This is a genomic window from Streptomyces altiplanensis, assembly GCF_053591575.1.
Window position 1 is genome coordinate 39,192 of sequence record NZ_JBSFUB010000017.1, and the last position, 16,305, is coordinate 55,496.

Annotated in this window: 14 protein-coding genes; 6 read left to right on the top strand and 8 right to left on the bottom strand. The window is 71.2% G+C overall.

Going from position 1 to position 16,305, the window contains the following annotated elements; translation table 11 throughout:
- Positions 1–42: 42 nt before the first annotated feature.
- Complete coding sequence (gene glgX / locus ACWD0Y_RS11165; protein ID WP_450260098.1) at positions 43–2,337, bottom strand: glycogen debranching protein GlgX; 2,295 nt, start codon at positions 2,335–2,337, stop codon at positions 43–45.
- 166 nt (positions 2,338–2,503) lie between these two features.
- On the opposite strand from glgX, the gene ACWD0Y_RS11170 reads away from it, so the two are divergent.
- The 5 genes from ACWD0Y_RS11170 to ACWD0Y_RS11190 all read left to right on the top strand — a co-directional run bounded on the left by ACWD0Y_RS11170 (position 2,504) and on the right by ACWD0Y_RS11190 (position 8,389).
- Positions 2,504–3,703: a L,D-transpeptidase gene (locus ACWD0Y_RS11170; RefSeq protein ID WP_450260099.1), complete on the top strand. Its 1,200-nt coding sequence runs from the start codon at positions 2,504–2,506 to the stop codon at positions 3,701–3,703.
- 176 nt (positions 3,704–3,879) lie between these two features.
- Complete coding sequence (locus ACWD0Y_RS11175) at positions 3,880–5,136, top strand: L,D-transpeptidase (protein WP_450260100.1); 1,257 nt, start codon at positions 3,880–3,882, stop codon at positions 5,134–5,136.
- 80 nt (positions 5,137–5,216) lie between these two features.
- The gene (locus ACWD0Y_RS11180; protein ID WP_093798953.1) at positions 5,217–5,984 is read left to right on the top strand and encodes an enoyl-CoA hydratase/isomerase family protein; all 768 of its coding nucleotides are present in this window, start codon (positions 5,217–5,219) and stop codon (positions 5,982–5,984) included.
- 248 nt (positions 5,985–6,232) lie between these two features.
- Entirely contained in the window at positions 6,233–6,751 is a 519-nt protein-coding gene (locus ACWD0Y_RS11185) for an ATP-binding protein (RefSeq protein ID WP_450260101.1), read from the top strand.
- A 453-nt stretch (positions 6,752–7,204) separates the two neighbouring features.
- Positions 7,205–8,389, top strand: coding sequence for a YncE family protein (locus tag ACWD0Y_RS11190; protein WP_450260102.1), 1,185 nt, complete (start codon positions 7,205–7,207; stop codon positions 8,387–8,389).
- A gap of 71 nt (positions 8,390–8,460) precedes the next feature.
- On the opposite strand, the gene ACWD0Y_RS11195 is transcribed toward ACWD0Y_RS11190, so the two are convergent.
- Positions 8,461–9,645 (bottom strand): cytochrome P450, encoded by a 1,185-nt coding sequence (locus ACWD0Y_RS11195; protein ID WP_450260103.1) that lies wholly within the window; start codon positions 9,643–9,645, stop codon positions 8,461–8,463.
- A 534-nt stretch (positions 9,646–10,179) separates the two neighbouring features.
- Between ACWD0Y_RS11195 and ACWD0Y_RS11200 the strand changes: the two genes are divergently transcribed.
- The gene (locus ACWD0Y_RS11200; RefSeq protein WP_093798949.1) at positions 10,180–10,395 is read left to right on the top strand and encodes an EF-hand domain-containing protein; all 216 of its coding nucleotides are present in this window, start codon (positions 10,180–10,182) and stop codon (positions 10,393–10,395) included.
- Positions 10,396–10,433: 38 nt separating this feature from the next.
- Here ACWD0Y_RS11200 and ACWD0Y_RS11205 read toward each other — a convergent pair whose 3' ends face one another.
- The 6 genes from ACWD0Y_RS11205 to ACWD0Y_RS11230 form a co-directional block, all read right to left on the bottom strand.
- Positions 10,434–11,018, bottom strand: coding sequence for a PadR family transcriptional regulator (locus tag ACWD0Y_RS11205; RefSeq protein WP_450260104.1), 585 nt, complete (start codon positions 11,016–11,018; stop codon positions 10,434–10,436).
- A 31-nt stretch (positions 11,019–11,049) separates the two neighbouring features.
- Complete coding sequence (locus ACWD0Y_RS11210) at positions 11,050–13,098, bottom strand: oxidoreductase (RefSeq protein ID WP_450260105.1); 2,049 nt, start codon at positions 13,096–13,098, stop codon at positions 11,050–11,052.
- 76 nt (positions 13,099–13,174) lie between these two features.
- Positions 13,175–13,579, bottom strand: coding sequence for a MerR family transcriptional regulator (locus tag ACWD0Y_RS11215; RefSeq protein ID WP_450260106.1), 405 nt, complete (start codon positions 13,577–13,579; stop codon positions 13,175–13,177).
- Positions 13,580–13,720: 141 nt separating this feature from the next.
- Positions 13,721–14,899 carry a serine hydrolase domain-containing protein gene (locus ACWD0Y_RS11220; protein ID WP_450260107.1) on the bottom strand — a complete coding sequence of 393 codons (1,179 nt, stop codon included), beginning with the start codon at positions 14,897–14,899 and terminating at the stop codon, positions 13,721–13,723.
- Positions 14,900–15,050: 151 nt separating this feature from the next.
- Complete coding sequence (locus tag ACWD0Y_RS11225; protein ID WP_450260108.1) at positions 15,051–15,626, bottom strand: TerD family protein; 576 nt, start codon at positions 15,624–15,626, stop codon at positions 15,051–15,053.
- A 142-nt stretch (positions 15,627–15,768) separates the two neighbouring features.
- Positions 15,769–16,224 carry a GNAT family N-acetyltransferase gene (locus ACWD0Y_RS11230; RefSeq protein ID WP_450260109.1) on the bottom strand — a complete coding sequence of 152 codons (456 nt, stop codon included), beginning with the start codon at positions 16,222–16,224 and terminating at the stop codon, positions 15,769–15,771.
- Positions 16,225–16,305 lie beyond the last annotated feature (81 nt).

Genomic DNA, 16,305 nt, shown 5'->3' on the forward strand with positions numbered 1-16,305 from the left:
AGGATCGAGCGTACGGTTCACCACTGACACCGCTCAGTGGTTTTACGCCGTACGCGCCTTCAGCAAGAGCACCGATCTGGCCGCCGCGGTGATCACCTCGCCGCCCGCGTGGACCGTCCCCGGAGGGCTCTCCTGGCTCTCCCGTGACGTGTCGACGACCAGTTCGTACGTACGTGCCCACGGCGGGCCGGGCAGCAGGAAGTCCGCCGGGCGGTGCCCCGCGTGCAGAATGGCGAGAAAGCTGTCGTCCGTGATTTTCGCGCCGCGCGCGTCACGGCCCGGGATGTCGCGGCCCGACAGGTACATCCCCAGGGTCGACGCCGGGGCGTACCAGTCCTGCTCCGTCATCTCCTCGCCGCGCGGGGTGAACCACGCCAGGTCGCGCAGCCCGTCCGCCGCCTGGGCCCGGCCCGAGAAGAAGGCGCGGCGGCGCAGCACCGGATGCGCGTGGCGCAGCCTCAGCAGGCGGGACGTCAGCTCGAAGAGCTCCCGCCAGCCGGGTTCCTCCAGGAGCGACCAGTCGATCCAGCTGACCTCGTTGTCCTGGCAGTACGCGTTGTTGTTGCCGCCCTGGGTGCGCCCCATCTCGTCGCCCGCGACGAGCATCGGCACCCCCGTCGACAGCAGCAGCGTCGTCACCAGGTTGCGCAGCTGCCGCCTGCGCAGCTCGTTCACCCCGGCGTCGTCCGTCTCGCCCTCGGCGCCGCAGTTCCACGAACGGTTGTCGTTCGTCCCGTCCCGGTTGCCCTCGCCGTTCGCCGCGTTGTGCTTGTGGTGGTACGACACGAGGTCCCGCAGCGTGAAACCGTCGTGCGCGGTGATGAAGTTGACCGAGGCGTACGGGCGCCGGCCGCCCCACGCGTACAGATCGCTCGACCCCGACAGCCGGTACCCCAAATCCCGCACATCCGGCAGCGCGCCCCGCCAGAAGTCCCGCACGGCGTCCCGGTAGCGGTCGTTCCACTCCGTCCAGAGAGGGGGGAAGGCGCCCACCTGGTAGCCGCCGCTGCCCACGTCCCACGGCTCGGCGATCAGCTTCACGCGCCGCAGCACCGGGTCCTGCGCGATCACCGCGAGGAACGGCGACAGCATGTCGACGTCGTGCATCGAGCGCGCGAGCGCCGCCGCGAGGTCGAAGCGGAAGCCGTCCACGCCCATCTCGGTGACCCAGTACCTGAGCGAGTCCGTGATCAGCCGCAGGACGTTCGGCTGCACGACGTGCAGGGTGTTCCCGCAGCCCGTGTAGTCGGCGTAGCGCCTGGGATCGTTCTGGAGGCGGTAGTAGCCGCGGTTGTCGATGCCGCGCAGCGACAGCGTCGGCCCCAGCTCGCCCGCCTCCGCCGTGTGGTTGTAGACCACGTCGAGGATCACCTCGATGCCGGCGGCGTGCAGCGCCCGCACCATCGCCTTGAACTCGCCGACCTGCTGCCCGGCCGTCCCCGTCGCCGCGTAGGCGGCGTGCGGCGCGAAGTACCCGATGGAGTTGTAGCCCCAGTAGTTGTGCAGGCCCCGCCGCAACAGGTGGTCCTCGTGGGCGAACTGGTGCACCGGCAGCAGCTCCACCGCCGTCACGCCCAGCCGCTGGAGGTGCTCCACCGCCGCCGGGTGCGCGAGTCCGGCGTACGTACCGCGCAGTTCCTCGGGAATGCCGGGGTGCAGCTTGGTGAAGCCGCGCACGTGCAGCTCGTAGATGACCGAGTCCGCCCACGGCGTCTTGGGCCGCCGGTCGTCCGTCCAGTCGTCGTCGGGCGCGTCGTCGTGGACGACCACGCCCTTGGGGACGTACGGCGCCGAGTCCCGGCCGTCGCGCACGGTGTCCGCGACGTGCTGCTGCGGCCAGTCCCTGACGTGCCCGTACACCTCACCGGGCAGCGTGCTGTACTCCTTTCCCGGCGGCGCGTCGACGGCCCGCGCGTACGGGTCGAGGAGCAGCTTCGCGTGGTTCCAGCGGGCGCCGGTCCACGGGTCCCAGCGGCCGTGCACGCGGAAGCCGTAGCGCTGCCCCGCGCGGACGCCCGGCAGGAAACCGTGCCAGATCTCGTGCGTCAGCTCGGTCAGCCGGCACCGCGTCTCGGTCCCGTCCTCGTCGAAGAGGCACACCTCGACGGCTTCGGCCCCGCCCGCCCACAGCGCGAAGTTGGTGCCGGCGACCCCGTCGGGGCCGACGCGGAAACGCGCCCCCAGGGGGGTCGGTGCGCCCGGCCACACGGGTGGCCCGCCCGCGCCGTGGCCGGGGCGCCGCCCGTTGACCGCGACCGGGGCGGGGGCGGGCCGACTGTCGTCCCCCGGCTCCCGCACCGCCTCCTGAACTGCCTCCTGCTCGGGTGCGCTGGACACCTGTAAGCCTCCCGCGGCTCGTTGGGACCGACGGATCGATGAGGCCCCGCGGCGTCCCGGCCGCGGCTGCCTCGCGTGGTCCTCCCACCTGTTCTGCCCGCAACAGAGGTCGTACTCACGTTTCCACCGCAGGGGGGAGATCGTTGGGTCGGACGTGAGAGACGCAGTGAGACGCGCACGGGCGGCCCTGGCCGCCGTACTGGCAGGGGCAGGGCTGATCGCCGGACTCGCGGGCTGCACGGCCGGCGGCGAACCGGTGTTCGGCGGAAAGCCGCGTTCGCCCCAGGACGCCATCCGGATCGTTCCCGAGAACGGGGCGAAGGACATCAGGGCCGACGGCCGCATCGAAGTGAGCGTCGCCGACGGGCGGCTGGAGCGGGTCGAGGTCGTACGGGTCGAGGACGCCGACCAGCAGGAGGTCACGGGCCGGATCTCGGCCGACGGACGGAACTGGCGGCCGGACGGCGGACCGCTGCGGCTGGCCGCCAAGTACACGGTCGACGCGGTCGCCGTCGACGGCCGCGGCCGGCGCTCCGCCCGGCACACCTCGTTCACGACGGTCGTCCCCGAACACCGCTTCATCGGCTACTTCAAACCGGAGAACCGGTCCACCGTCGGCACCGGCATGATCGTTTCGTTCTCCTTCAACCGGCCCGTCGCCGACCGGGCCGCCGTCGAGCGCGCGATCAAGGTGACCGCGCAGCCTCCGGTGGAGGTGGCCGGCCACTGGTTCGGAGCCCAGCGCCTCGATTTCAGGCCGCGCGACTACTGGAAGCCCGGCACCCGCGTCGGCGTGGACCTGCGGCTGCGCGACGTCGAGGCGGCGCCCGGCGTGTTCGGCATCCAGCACAAGGCCGTCGGTTTCACGGTCGGCCGCTCCCAGGTGTCGACGGTGGACGCGGAGGAGCACACCATGGTGGTACGGCGCGGCGGCAGGGTGCTGGCGAAGGTGCCGGTCAGCGCCGGGGCGCCCAAGAGCACGACGTACAACGGGAGGATGGTCGTCACGGAGCTGTACGACGTGACGCGGATGGACGGCAGGACCGTCGGTTTCGGCGGCGAGTACGACATCCCGGACGTTCCGCACGCGATGCGGCTGACGGATTCGGGGACCTTCCTGCACGGGAACTACTGGGCTCCGCCAAAGACGTTCGGATCGGTCAACACGAGCCACGGATGCATCGGGCTGCGCGATGTGAAGGGCGGCAGTCCGGACACCCCGGGCGGCTGGTTCTTCGACCGCACGCTCGTCGGGGACGTGGTGGAGGTGGTGAACTCCCGCGACCGCAAGGTCGCCCCCGACAACGGCCTCGGCGGCTGGAACATGGACTGGGCCCGCTGGAAGGCCGGGTCCGCTCTCCGGTGACCCTCGCTGACCTGCGCGGGCTCGTACCGGCCCCCGGCCACTTGGAACTGAACGGTGACATACAGGGGGAGTCCGTGACACGCCCGGTGTGATTACCTTTTCTCGTGCGCGCTGTTGCTGCGCGTGGGGGTGCGGGCCGTGGCTGGGGCCAGGCCGTGCGAGGGGAGAACACCGAATTGAACAGGCAGCAGATATCGGGGATATCGACCGGAGCGCTGCGGGGGCGCGCGTCCCGGCACGGGGGCCGGGGGCTGCTGGCTCTGCTGCTGGGCGCCGTGCTGCTGCTGGTGACGGCGTGCGGCGGAAGCAGTGACTCCGGTGGCAAGGACGGTGGCAGGGGCGGATCGGCGAAGGCCGGGGACACCAGCGCGTCGCAGGCGGTGGTGACGGTCACGCCCAAGGACGGGGCGGAGAACGTCGCCACCAGCGGGGCCCTGAAGATCGGCGCGGACAAGGGCAGGCTGACGTCCGTCAGGGTCGAGGACACCAAGGGCAACGAGGTCGAGGGGAAGATCGGCAAGGACGGCACCGGCTGGGAGCCGGCACACCACCTCGCCGCCGCGACCAAGTACAAGGTCCACGCGATCGCGAAGGACTCCGAGGGCCGCGAGTCCGCGAAGGACACCACCTTCACCACGCTCGTGCCGAAGAACACCTTCGTCGCCCACTTCACGCCCGAGGACGGCTCGACGGTCGGCGTCGGGATGCCGGTCTCGCTGCACTTCAGCCGCGGCATCACCGCGCCCGAGGACGTCGAGAAGGCCGTGAAGGTGACGGCGGAGCCCTCGGTGCCGGTCGAGGGCCACTGGTTCGGCAACGACCGCCTCGACTTCCGCCCCGAGAAGTACTGGGCCGCGGGCACCAAGGTCACGCTGAAGCTGAACCTCGACGGCGTCGAGGGCCGGCCCGGGGTGTACGGCAAGCAGACCAAGACCGTGAAGTTCACGGTCGGCCGCAGCCAGGTCAGCGTCGTGGACGCGGCGGCGCACACGATGACGGTCAAGCGCGACGGCAAGGTCCTCAAGACCATCCCGATCACCGCGGGCGCCCCGTCGTCGACGACGTACAACGGCCAGATGGTGATCAGCGAGAAGTACGAGGTGACGCGCATGAACGGCGCCACCGTCGGCTTCGGCGGCGAGTACGACATCAAGGACGTGCCGCACGCGATGCGCCTGTCGACCTCCGGCACCTTCATCCACGGCAACTACTGGGCGGGCGCGGGCACCTTCGGGTCGGCCAACGTCAGCCACGGGTGCGTGGGTCTGCGGGACGTGCGGGGCGGGTGGGACAAGCAGGCCCCGGCGGCCTGGTTCTTCGACAACTCGATCCTCGGTGACGTGGTCGTCGTGAAGAACTCCCACGACAAGCAGATCCAGCCGGACAACGGCCTCAACGGCTGGAACATGTCCTGGGCGGAGTGGAAGAAGTAACACACACCGTACGTACGGGCCCTGTGCTGTTGTCCACAGCACGGGGCCCGTTGTCGTTAACGGAGGCTAACCTCGCTCGTATGACTGTGAATCTCGAAGTCTCCGAGGGTGTCGGCACCATCCGCCTGGCACGCCCCCCGATGAACGCGCTGGACATCGCCACCCAGGACCGGCTGCGCGAGCTCGCCGAGGAGGCGGCCCGGCGCGAGGACGTGCGCGCCGTGGTCCTCTACGGCGGCGAGAAGGTGTTCGCGGCCGGCGCGGACATCAAGGAGATGCAGGCGATGGACCACGCGGCGATGGTCGTACGGTCCAAGGGCCTCCAGGACGCCTTCACCGCCGTCGCCCGCATCCCCAAGCCCGTGGTCGCCGCGGTCACCGGCTACGCGCTGGGCGGCGGCTGCGAGCTCGCCCTGTGCGCCGACTTCCGTGTCGCCGGGGACAACGCCAAGCTGGGCCAGCCCGAGATCCTCCTCGGCCTGATCCCGGGCGCGGGCGGCACGCAGCGGCTCGCTCGGCTGGTCGGCCCGTCCAGGGCCAAGGACCTGATCTTCACCGGGCGCCAGGTGCGGGCGGACGAGGCGCTGGCGATCGGCCTGGTCGACCGGGTGGTGCCGGCGGCCGAGGTGTACGAGCAGGCGCACGCGTGGGCGGCGAAGCTCGCGCAGGGGCCCGCGCTGGCGCTGCGCGCGGCGAAGGAGTGCGTCGACGCGGGGCTGGAGACGGACCTGGAGACCGGGCTGACCGTCGAACGGAACTGGTTCGCCGGGCTGTTCGCGACCGAGGACCGCGAGCGCGGTATGCGCAGTTTCGTCGAGGAGGGGCCCGGAAAGGCCAAGTTCCTCTGACGGTTGTCCAGTTGACGCGTAACCCTCCCGGGCGGATCGGTCCGGCCCTGACGGGGCCCGGGGGCGGCGCTGCTCCGATTGCCCGGTGATCAGACATAAGCATCACGTCACCGCAGGTAGGAGGGGGTGCGGCGAGGTATTTGCTGCCAAGGGCATATGCCAAACCGCACCCCCGGGCAGGGGGGTGCGGGTGGGTCGAATCCACAGGAACGGCCGCGGGCGGCCTCTCGGGCGGTCATGATGGGGGCATGGCGGGGCTGGAGGATGTGGAGCAACCGCGGTCGCGCACAGGTGCGGCCGCCGCACGGTGGACGTCGGCGGTGGAGGACGGACAGGCGTTCCAGGCCGTGGAGTTGTTCGGGAATCCGACGGAGGGGGAAGTGCGGCTGCCCTCCCGTCCGGAGTCGGCCGCCACGGCCCGGCGGCTCACGCACTGCGTGGTGTTCCGCCAGTGGGGGCTCTCCCCGCAGACCGCGGAGTACGCGGTGCTGCTCGTCTCGGAGCTCGTGGGCAACGCCGTGCGGCACACCGGCGCCCGCACCTTCGGGCTGCGCATGCTGCGCCGCAGGGGCTGGATCAGGATCGAGGTGCGTGATCCGTCGCGGGGCCTGCCCTGCCTGATGCCCGTGCACGAACTCGACACCAGCGGCCGCGGGCTCTTCCTCGTCGACAAGCTCTCCGACCGGTGGGGGGTGGATCTGCTGCCGCGCGGCAAGACCACCTGGTTCGAGATGCGCGTCTGCGACCGCACCGCCGAACAGCGCTGAGGCCCGCCCCCGGATGCACGGAAGCCCCCTGCGGGCCGGGGTACGACGCTTCGGGGGCTTCTGTGGAGCGCCGTGGAACGAGGGGGTGTGATCCGCGGCGGCTTGTGATGACGACCTGGCCCGGGTCAATGGGGGTCGTGGCACCGACTATGGCAGACAGGTGAGCACGGTGCCAAAAGCTCATAATCGGGCAAAGCTATGTAAAGACGGACAGGCGCGGCCTGAATCGTAGGTGAGTTGGGCCACTTACCTGGCAATGGTTGCATAAATATAAGCCAGGGCGAGTGAATCATTGCCCGGCAAGGGTGAAGAGCTTCTCGTGGTTGACGACCCGCTGGGCTCTGAATTGGCTCAATCATTACCTTCTGCTCCCATTACCCCTTAAATGGTGCGCGTGACACTGACATGCCGCAGCGTGCTGTGCACGGTGACCACCACGGAGCTGCTGACCCGATGACGACGATCATTCGACGTACGACCGCGCTGCTCGCCGGCGCCCTCCTGGCCGCCCTCGCGGGCTGCGCCGACTCCGACCCGAAGGACAGGGCCGAAGCACTCGGCACCAAGGGCGCCGCGCCGCCCGTCAAGGCGAAGAAGGCCACGCCCCCCGGACTGCCGGGGATGCCGCCGGTGCTCGACCCGAAGGACGTCTACGCCGCGGACCGGCCGAACCGGCTGTCGCCGGTCGTCAAGGACTTCCCGTCCCGGGTCTACGTCCCCAACACCAACTCCAACACGGTGTCGGTGATCGACCCCAGGACGTACAAGGTCATCAAGACGATCCCGGTCGGCGTCCAGCCGCAGCACGTCGTCCCGTCCTGGGACATGAAGACCCTGTGGGTCAACAACAACCGCGGCCACACCCTCACCCCGATCAACCCGGCGACGGGCGCCGTGGGCAAACCGGTGGAGGTGCACGACCCGTACAACCTCTACTTCACGCCCAACGGCAGGTACGCCGTCGTCATGGCGTCGATGGACCGCGAACTGGTCTTCCGCGACCCGCACACCATGGACCGGGTCAAGACCGTGCCGGTCACCTGCGCGGGCGTCAACCACGCGGACTTCTCCGCCGACGGCCGGTACTTCATCGTCTCCTGCGAGTTCTCCGGCGAACTGCTCAAGGTCGACACCGAGAAGATGAAGGTCGTCGGCCAGCAGAAGCTCCCGTTCGCGGGCGCGATGCCGCAGGACGTGAAGATCTCGCCCGACGGCAAGACGTTCTACATCGCCGACATGATGGCGCACGGCATGTGGGTCCTGGACGGCAAGAAGTTCACCACCCCCAGGCTGCTGCCGACGGGCAAGGGCTGCCACGGTCTCTACGTCTCGCGGGACTCCAAGGAGATGTACGTCTCCAACCGCGGCGAGGGGTCCGTCTCCGTCTTCGACTTCACGAAGGACAGGCTGACCAAGAAGTGGAACCTGCCCGACGGCGGCAGCCCCGACATGGGCGGCGTCTCGGCCGACGGCAAGGTGCTGTGGCTGTCCGGGCGTTACGACTCCGAGGTGTACGCGATCGACACCGTCACCGGCAAGCAGCTCGCCCGCATCCCGGTCGGCGGCGGCCCGCACGGCCTGGCGGTCTACCCGCAGCCGGGCCGCTACTCGCTGGGCCACACCGGCATCTTCCGCTGACGCGGCTGATGTGGCCGGCGTGGCCGGCGCGGAGCGGGGTGTCCGGCCCGGGGGCGCACGCCGCACCGCGCCTACCAGAGCACCGGCAGCCTCTCCGGCAGGCGCCGCATGAACCCCGTACGCCACACCAGCCGCTCCGCCGGAACGGCGAGTCCCAGCCCCGGCATCCGGTCCACGAGCGCGGCGAGCGCGGTCTCGGCGTGGACGCGCCCCAGCGCGGACGCCGGGCACAGGTGCCGGCCCCCGCCGAAGGCGAGGTACGGGTTGCGCCCGCGGCCGGGGTTCAGGCCCCCGGGGGCCTCGAATGCCCCCAGGTCGAAGTCGGCGCCCTCGACGAGGACGACGACCGGCTCGCCCCGGCGGACGAGCACGTCGCCGAGGTGTACGTCGGCGAGGGCGACGCGGCGCACGCCGTCGGCGGCCGACAGGTTCCGGCGCAGCAGTTCGTCGACGGCGCGGTCCGTCCGCTCGGGGCGGCCGCGCAGGCGCCCGATCGGTTCGGGGTGCCGGAGCAACGTGAGTACCGCCATGACCAGGAAGGCGGACGTGGAGACCGCGCCCGCGCCGAACAGGGAGGCGGCGACGGCGGCGAGCGTCCCGTCCGCCGGGCACACCGGCTCCGGGCCCTCGCGCAGCGCCGCCAACTGCCCCAGCAGGCCGGAGCGTTCGGACGCGGGAGCGTTCAGCCGCTCCGCCATGTAACCGGCGTCCCTGTACCAGTCGGGCCGCACGCCCTCGAAGGGGTGCGCGCTGGCCATGAACGCGATGTCCAGGCCCGACGTCAGCCGCGGCCAGTCGCCGGACGGCACCCCGAGCACCTTGCAGTGCAGCGCCGCCGCGAAGGGATCGGCGAACCCCGCCCTGAGATCCACCGGCGGCCCCCAGGCCATCAGGTCGTCGATGAGTCTGTCCGCCGTGCCGCGCAGCCAGCTGTGCAGCCCTTCGTCCGCACGCGGGTTGAGCCCCCTCATCACCGCCCCGCGCAGCCCGGCGCCCCCGTGCGGCACGCGGGAAGCGGCCGCACCGACGGGGCCGAACCGCGCGTCCTCCAGGACCTGTCTGGCCGACGGGTAACTGCTCACCAGCCAGACGCTGTCACCGGTGGGGGTGCGTACCCACGCCACCGGCTCCTGGTCGCGCAGCCAGGAGCGCTCCTCGCACAGTGCGTCGCCCCGCCGGAAGGAAGACCATTCCGTACACGGCACTGCCGGATCGCCATTGCCCGGAGAGTCCCCGGTGAATGCGTCAGCTGTCATGGCCACTGAGGGAAACGCCCTTGGCCGCCGCTAGTCCCGGGGAGCCCTGTGCTCCTGGTGTGGCGACGACGCCATGAAGTTATCCTCCGACGGCGGAGCGTTACGAAAGCGGCCCCGGTATTGGCCGGAACTAGGCACTCCAGGGCGGAAAGTGAACTCTCCACCGGCCGGAATGGTTTTACGTCGAATCATTCAGGGGGCACCAGCGACGCCTCCGACCCCACCGGGCGGTGCCCCGCCCGGTGAGAGGTGCGCACGCTGCGGGCGTGGTCCGGCGGCTGATGCGCCCAGACGACCGGGTCCGGCGTCACATGGCGGGCGGCCAGGACCTGTGCCGGTGCGCTGCCGGTCGTGCCCGGCCGAGTCGGACCTGCGGAGACCCGGGCACCGCCCGCAGACGTTCACGGCAGCGGGAGGCCCGGGCCGGAGCTGGGGCCGGGACCGGGACCGGGCTGGAGACGGGCGCCCGCCGGGGCCGTCCACCGGCCCGATAATCTGTGCGGGTTCTGATCAGCACCAGAAGGGGTGGGTCCAGTGGCGGACATCGAGTCGGCGCGCAAGGCTTTCGAGCGGTACGACATCAACGGGGACGGGACGATCTCGGCGGTCGAGTACAAGAGCGTCATGGCGCAGCTCGGTGACCCCTACGTCACCGAGACGGTGGCCCAGGCCGTGATCAACTCCCACGACTCCGACGGTGACGGCAAGCTCACCTTCGACGAGTTCTGGGCGTCCCAGAACAAGGGCTGACACCGCCGCACCGTACGGGCCCGGAGCCCCGTCCCCGCTCAGGGGGCGGGCTCCGGGCCCGTACGCGTGTCCGCGGCGGCGTCCGCGCCCATGTCCGCGAGTTCGGCCCGCGCCGCTTCGAGCCAGCCGAGCCAGAAGTTCTCCAGGTCGATCCCGGCCCGCAGGACGAGATGCCGCAGCCGGTCGCCCTCGCTGCCCCTGCCGTCGCCGAAGTCGCGCTCCTCGATCGCCCGGTACTCCGCCAGCTGCGCCCGGTGGAGCTCCAGATGGCGCCGCACCTCGGCCTCCAGACCCTGCGTGCCCACCACCCCCGCCGCGCGCAGGCGCAGCAGGAGGGCGTCACGGATCGGCTTGGGGTCCTCGATCCTCCCCACCCACGCGGCCAGTTCGTCGCGCCCGGCCGGCAGGACCTCGTACTCCTTCTTCTGTCCCCGCGTCGGCTGCTCCGGCCGCGGCAGGGCCCGGATCGCGCCGGCCTCCTCCAGTCTGCCCAGCTCGCGGTAGATCTGCTGGTGCGTGGCGGACCAGAAGTAGCCGATGGACTTGTCGAACCTGCGGGTCAGCTCCAGCCCGGACGAAGGCTTTTCGAGCAGGGCGGTGAGGATGGCGTGCGGGAGGGACATGAGCGCATCCTAGGTACGGGCGGGCGGGCGGTCACAGGGTGGCCGCGAGCTCCGTTCCCTGCCGGATCGCACGCTTGGCGTCCAGCTCGGCGGCGACATCGGCGCCGCCGATGAGGTGCACGGGCAGTCCGGCGGCGTGCAGCGCGTCGTACAGCTCGCGGCGCGGCTCCTGCCCGGTGCACAGGACGACCGTGTCGACGGGGATCAGCCGCTGCTCGCCGTCGACCGTGACGTGCAGTCCCTCGTCGTCGATACGGTCGTACGCCGCGCCCGCGACCATCGTGACGCCGCGGTGCTTGAGCTCGGTGCGGTGGATCCAGCCGGTGGTCTTGCCGAGTCCGGCGCCGACCTTGGTGGCCTTGCGCTGGATCAGGTGGACCGTGCGGGCCTGCGGGGGGCGGACCGGGGTCCGCAGACCGCCGCGCGCGCCGTACTCCGTGTCGACGCCCCACTGCGCGAAGAAGACCTCGGGGCTGAGGCTCGCCGCGTCGTCGGCGCTCGTGGACGTGTCGGTGAGGAACTCGGCCACGTCGAAGCCGATGCCGCCCGCGCCGATGACCGCGACGCGCTCGCCCGCCTTGGCGTCGTCGCGCAGGAGGTCGAGGTAGCTGATGACGCTGGGGTGGTCGATGCCCTCGATGTCCGGGACGCGCGGGGTGACGCCGGTGGCCAGCACGATCTCGTCGTAACCGGCGGCGGTGAGGGACTCGGCGGTGGCGCGCGTACCGAGGAGGACCTCGACGCCGTGCTCGTCGAGCTGGTTGCGGAAGTAGCGCAGCGTCTCGTCGAACTCCTCCTTGCCGGGCACCCTGCGCGCGATGTTGAGCTGGCCGCCGATCACGTCGGAGGCGTCGTACAGCGTCACGGCGTGACCGCGCTCGGCCGCCGTCACCGCGCAGGCGAGCCCGGCGGGGCCGGCGCCGACGACGGCGACGCGCTTGCGGCGGCGGGTGGGGGTCAGCACCAGCTCGGTCTCGTGGCAGGCGCGGGGGTTGACCAGGCAGGACGTGATCAGCCCGCTGAAGGTGTGGTCCAGGCAGGCCTGGTTGCAGCCGATGCAGGTGTTGATGGCGTCGGCGCGCCCGGCGGCGGCCTTGGCGACGAAGTCGGGGTCGGCGAGGAAGGGGCGGGCGAGCGACACCATGTCGGCGCAGCCGTCGGCGAGCAGCTCCTCGGCCAGTTCGGGGGTGTTGATGCGGTTGGTCGTCACCAGCGGGATGTTCACCGAGCCCATGACGCGCTTGGTCACCCAGGCGTACGCGCCGCGCGGCACGGAGGTCGCGATGGTGGGGATGCGGGCCTCGTGCCAGCCGATGCCGGTGTTGATGATGGTCGCGCCGGCCGCCTCGACCTCGAGGGCGAGCGTGATGACCTCGTCGAGGGAGGAGCCGCCGGGGACCAGGTCGAGCATCGAGAGCCGGTAGATGAGGATGAAGTCGGGGCCGACGTGCTCGCGCACCCGGCGGACGATCTCGACGGGGAAGCGCATGCGGTTCTCGTACGAGCCGCCCCACCGGTCGTCGCGGTGGTTGGTGTGGGCGGCGATGAACTCGTTGATCAGGTAGCCCTCGGACCCCATGATCTCCACGCCGTCGTACCCCGCCGACTTGGCGAGGCCCGCCGTGCGGACGAAGTCCTCGACGGTCTCCTCGACCTCGGCGTCGGTCAGGGCGTTCGGGGTGTACGGGCTGATGGGGGCCTGGATCGCGCTGGGGGCGACGAGGTCGGGGTGGTAGGCGTACCGCCCGAAGTGCAGGATCTGCATCGCGATCCTGCCGCCCTCGCGGTGTACGGCGTCGGTCACCTGCCGGTGCTGCGCCGCCTCCTCGGGAGTGGTCAGCTTGGCGCCGCCGGGGTAGGGGCGGCCGCGGTCGTTGGGGGCGATGCCGCCGGTGACCATGAGGCCGACGCCGCCGCGCGCCCGGGCCGCGTAGAACTCGGCCATCCGCTCGAAGCCGCGCTCGGCCTCTTCGAGCCCGACGTGCATCGAACCCATCAGCACGCGGTTGGGCAGGGTCGTGAAGCCCAGGTCGAGGGGGTTCAGCAGGTGCGGGTACGCGGTCTCAGTCGTCGGACTCATGCTCATGCCGCAATGTGTAGTCCACCCGGGACGTGTTGTGCAACAAGTTGCATAAAGAATGCCGGTGTTAGTTCGGCTACACCCGCTCCACCCGCGAGGTGCGCTCGCGCAGCGTCCGGGCGAACTCCTCGGCCCGCTCCAGCTGCCGCCGCAGATCGCTCACGCGCTCGGCGGCGGCCCGCTCGTAACCCCGTACGCGCTCCAGCAGCGCCTCACGCACGTCCGCCGCCGGCGGCTTCGGCGCGTCCAGCCGGTCGGTGGCGTCCAGCAGGTCCCGCATCTGGTCCAGCGTGAAACCGAGCGGCTTCATGCGGCGTACGACCATCAGGCGCGCGACGTCGGCCTCGGTGTAGAGGCGGAAGCCGCCCTGGGAGCGCGCGGACGGCGTGACCAGGCCGGTCTCCTCGTAATGCCGGATGGTCCGCAGGGACAGCCCGGTCCTGGTGGCGACCTCGCCGATCCGCATGTGCTTGCTGTCCACGCCCGGTGACCTCTCGTTGCCGTGTCGCACTGCCGCACTGCCGCGCTCCCGTACCGTCACCATCCCTAATCTAACGTCACGGTGGGGTCGCGCCGCCGGTCACCGGGCGCGGGTCGGCGTCCACCGGGCGCGGGCCGACGGTCACCGGGCGCTGTACACGGCTTCCACCAGCGCCATCTTGCGCGGGTCGTCGGCGATGTGGGGGCCCATGCGGTTCATGACGTACCCCATGGCGATGCCCGCCTCGGGGTCGGCGAGCCCGCAGGACCCGCCGAAGCCGTCGTGGCCGAAGGCCCGCGGGTTCGGCCCGTACGAGCCGTCCGGACCGCTCAGCCACAGGCCCAGGCCGGCCTCCGTTTCGCGGCCGAAACCCGGGCCGAGCACCAGGTCCCGGCAGCTGCCCTGCCCCTCGCGGGCCCGTTCGGCGGCCTCGGGGGACAGCACGCGGTGCTCGCCGCAGCGGCCGCGTTCGGCGAATATCCCGTACAGGGCGGCCACGGCGCGGGCCGTGCCGTGGCCGTTGGCGGCGGGGATCTCGGCGGCCCGCCACTCGGGGGTGTTGGCCTGGGCCGCGCCGGTGCCCGGGTTGAGCAGGGCCGCGCGGGCGACCGGCTCCAGGGCGGCGAACAGCGCCGCCTCCTCCTCGGTGGGCCCGGTCCGGGAATGCACCAGTTCGGCGGCCCGGCCGTGCTCCTTCTCCGGCAGGCCCACGGTGAAGTCGATGCCGAGCGGTCCGGTGACCTCCCGGTGCAGGAACTCGCCCGGCAGCAGGCCCGTGACGCGCCGGATCACCTCGCCCACGAGGAAGCCGTACGTGATCGCGTGGTAGCCGGACCGCGTGCCCGGCTCCCACCAGGGCTCGGTCGCCGCCAGTCGCGCGCAGGTCAGCTCCCAGTCGTAGAGCTCGGAGAGGGTGTGCGGTTCGCGCAGCCCGGCCAGCCCCGCGCGGTGCGACAGGAGGTGGCGTACGGGAACGTCCTGCTTGCCGGCGGCGGCGAACTCCGGCCAGTACGAGGCCACGGGGGCGTCGAGGTCGAGCAGCCCGCGGTCGGCCAGGAGGTGGGCGCACAGGGCCGTCGGGCCCTTGGTCGTCGACCACACGTTGACCACGGTGTCCCGCTCCCACGGCCGGCTGTGCGCGGCGTCGGCCCAGCCGCCCCACAGGTCGACCACGGTCTCCCCGCCGGCCCGCACGGTCACGGCCGCGCCCAGTTCGCCGCGCTCCCGGAAGTTCTCCTCGAACGCGGTGCGCACAGCGGTGAACCGGTCGTCGCAGTGGCCGTGGATCTGCGGTGCAGGTACAGACGTGGGCTGGGTCATCGGGCCCTCCAGGCGGCAGTCGGTTTCCCGGTCTCCGGGTTTCCGGGTCTCCAGGAACATACCGACTGGTCGGACTGGCGGGAAGATGCCGTACGCGCCGGACCGGGCTGTCCGGGCCGGATGCCGGCGCGGACAGCCCTGCGGCGGTCTGTCAGATGTTGACGCCGAAGTCCGTCGCGATGCCGCGCAGACCCGAGGCGTACCCCTGGCCGACGGCACGGAACTTCCACTCCGCGCCGTTGCGGTACAGCTCGCCGAAGACCATGGCCGTCTCGGTCGAGGCGTCCTCCGAGAGGTCGTAACGGGCGAGCTCGTTGTTGTCCGCCTGGTTGACGACCCGGATGAAGGCGTTGCGCACCTGGCCGAAGCTCTGGCCGCGGCTCTCGCCCTCGTGGATCGAAACCGGGAAGACGATCTTGTCGACCTCGGCGGGAACCGTCGAGAGGCTGACCTTGATCTGCTCGTCGTCTCCCTCGCCCTCACCGGTGAGGTTGTCACCGGTGTGCTCCACGGAGCCGTCGGGGCTCTTGAGGTTGTTGAAGAAGACGAAGTGCTGGTCCGAGACGACCTTGTTGTTGACATCGAGCAGCAGGGCGCTGGCGTCGAGGTCGAAGTCGGTCCCGGTCGTGCTGCGTACGTCCCAGCCCAGGCCCACCATGACAGCGGTCAGGCCGGGGGCCTCCTTGGAGAGCGAGACGTTGCCGCCCTTGGAGAGACTGACACCCATGAAGATCCCTGCTCAATCCGGCGCGGGCCGCGCCCTTTGACGATCTCTTTGCCCATCCCGCCAACGGTTGCGCGGCCCGCTCGGTTCCCGTGAGTCCTCCGAATGGCCGCGCGACTGGAACAAAGCCCGCACGCGGAGGAGCTCAGCCGACCGGAATGGTGAACTCCGGGCGATCCCACATCACCGCGGGCGGGTTGGCGGGCTCGGTTCCGGTCCGCTCGCCGCCCACGCTGAGGTAGAACCCCTCGGCGGGCGGGTGCGCGACCACGCGCACGCCGGCGGCCCCCGCGCCGCGCGCCTCGCCGAGCATGTGCGCGACGAGCAGGCGGCCGATGCCCAGCCCCTGGGCGGAGTCGGCGACGAACATCAGGTCGAGCTCCGGCGGGTCGAGCACGAGGGCGTAGAACCCGAGCACCCGGTCGTCGGGGCCGACGGCCACGAAGACCCGGTGCGTCTCGATGTAGTCGGGCCCGACCCGGTACCCGGCGACCATCGGGGCGTACGGACCCTCGTAGGCGCGGGAAGTCCGCACGAGTGCGGTGAGCCGCTTCGCGTCCCGCGCGGTGGCCCGCCGGATGCGCGTAATACGTGAGGACATAAGGAGAGTATTACTCACCCTCGCCACGAAGGGGCCCGAGCCGGCCGGCGCACGGCCACGCCGGAGCCCGGAGCCCGGAGC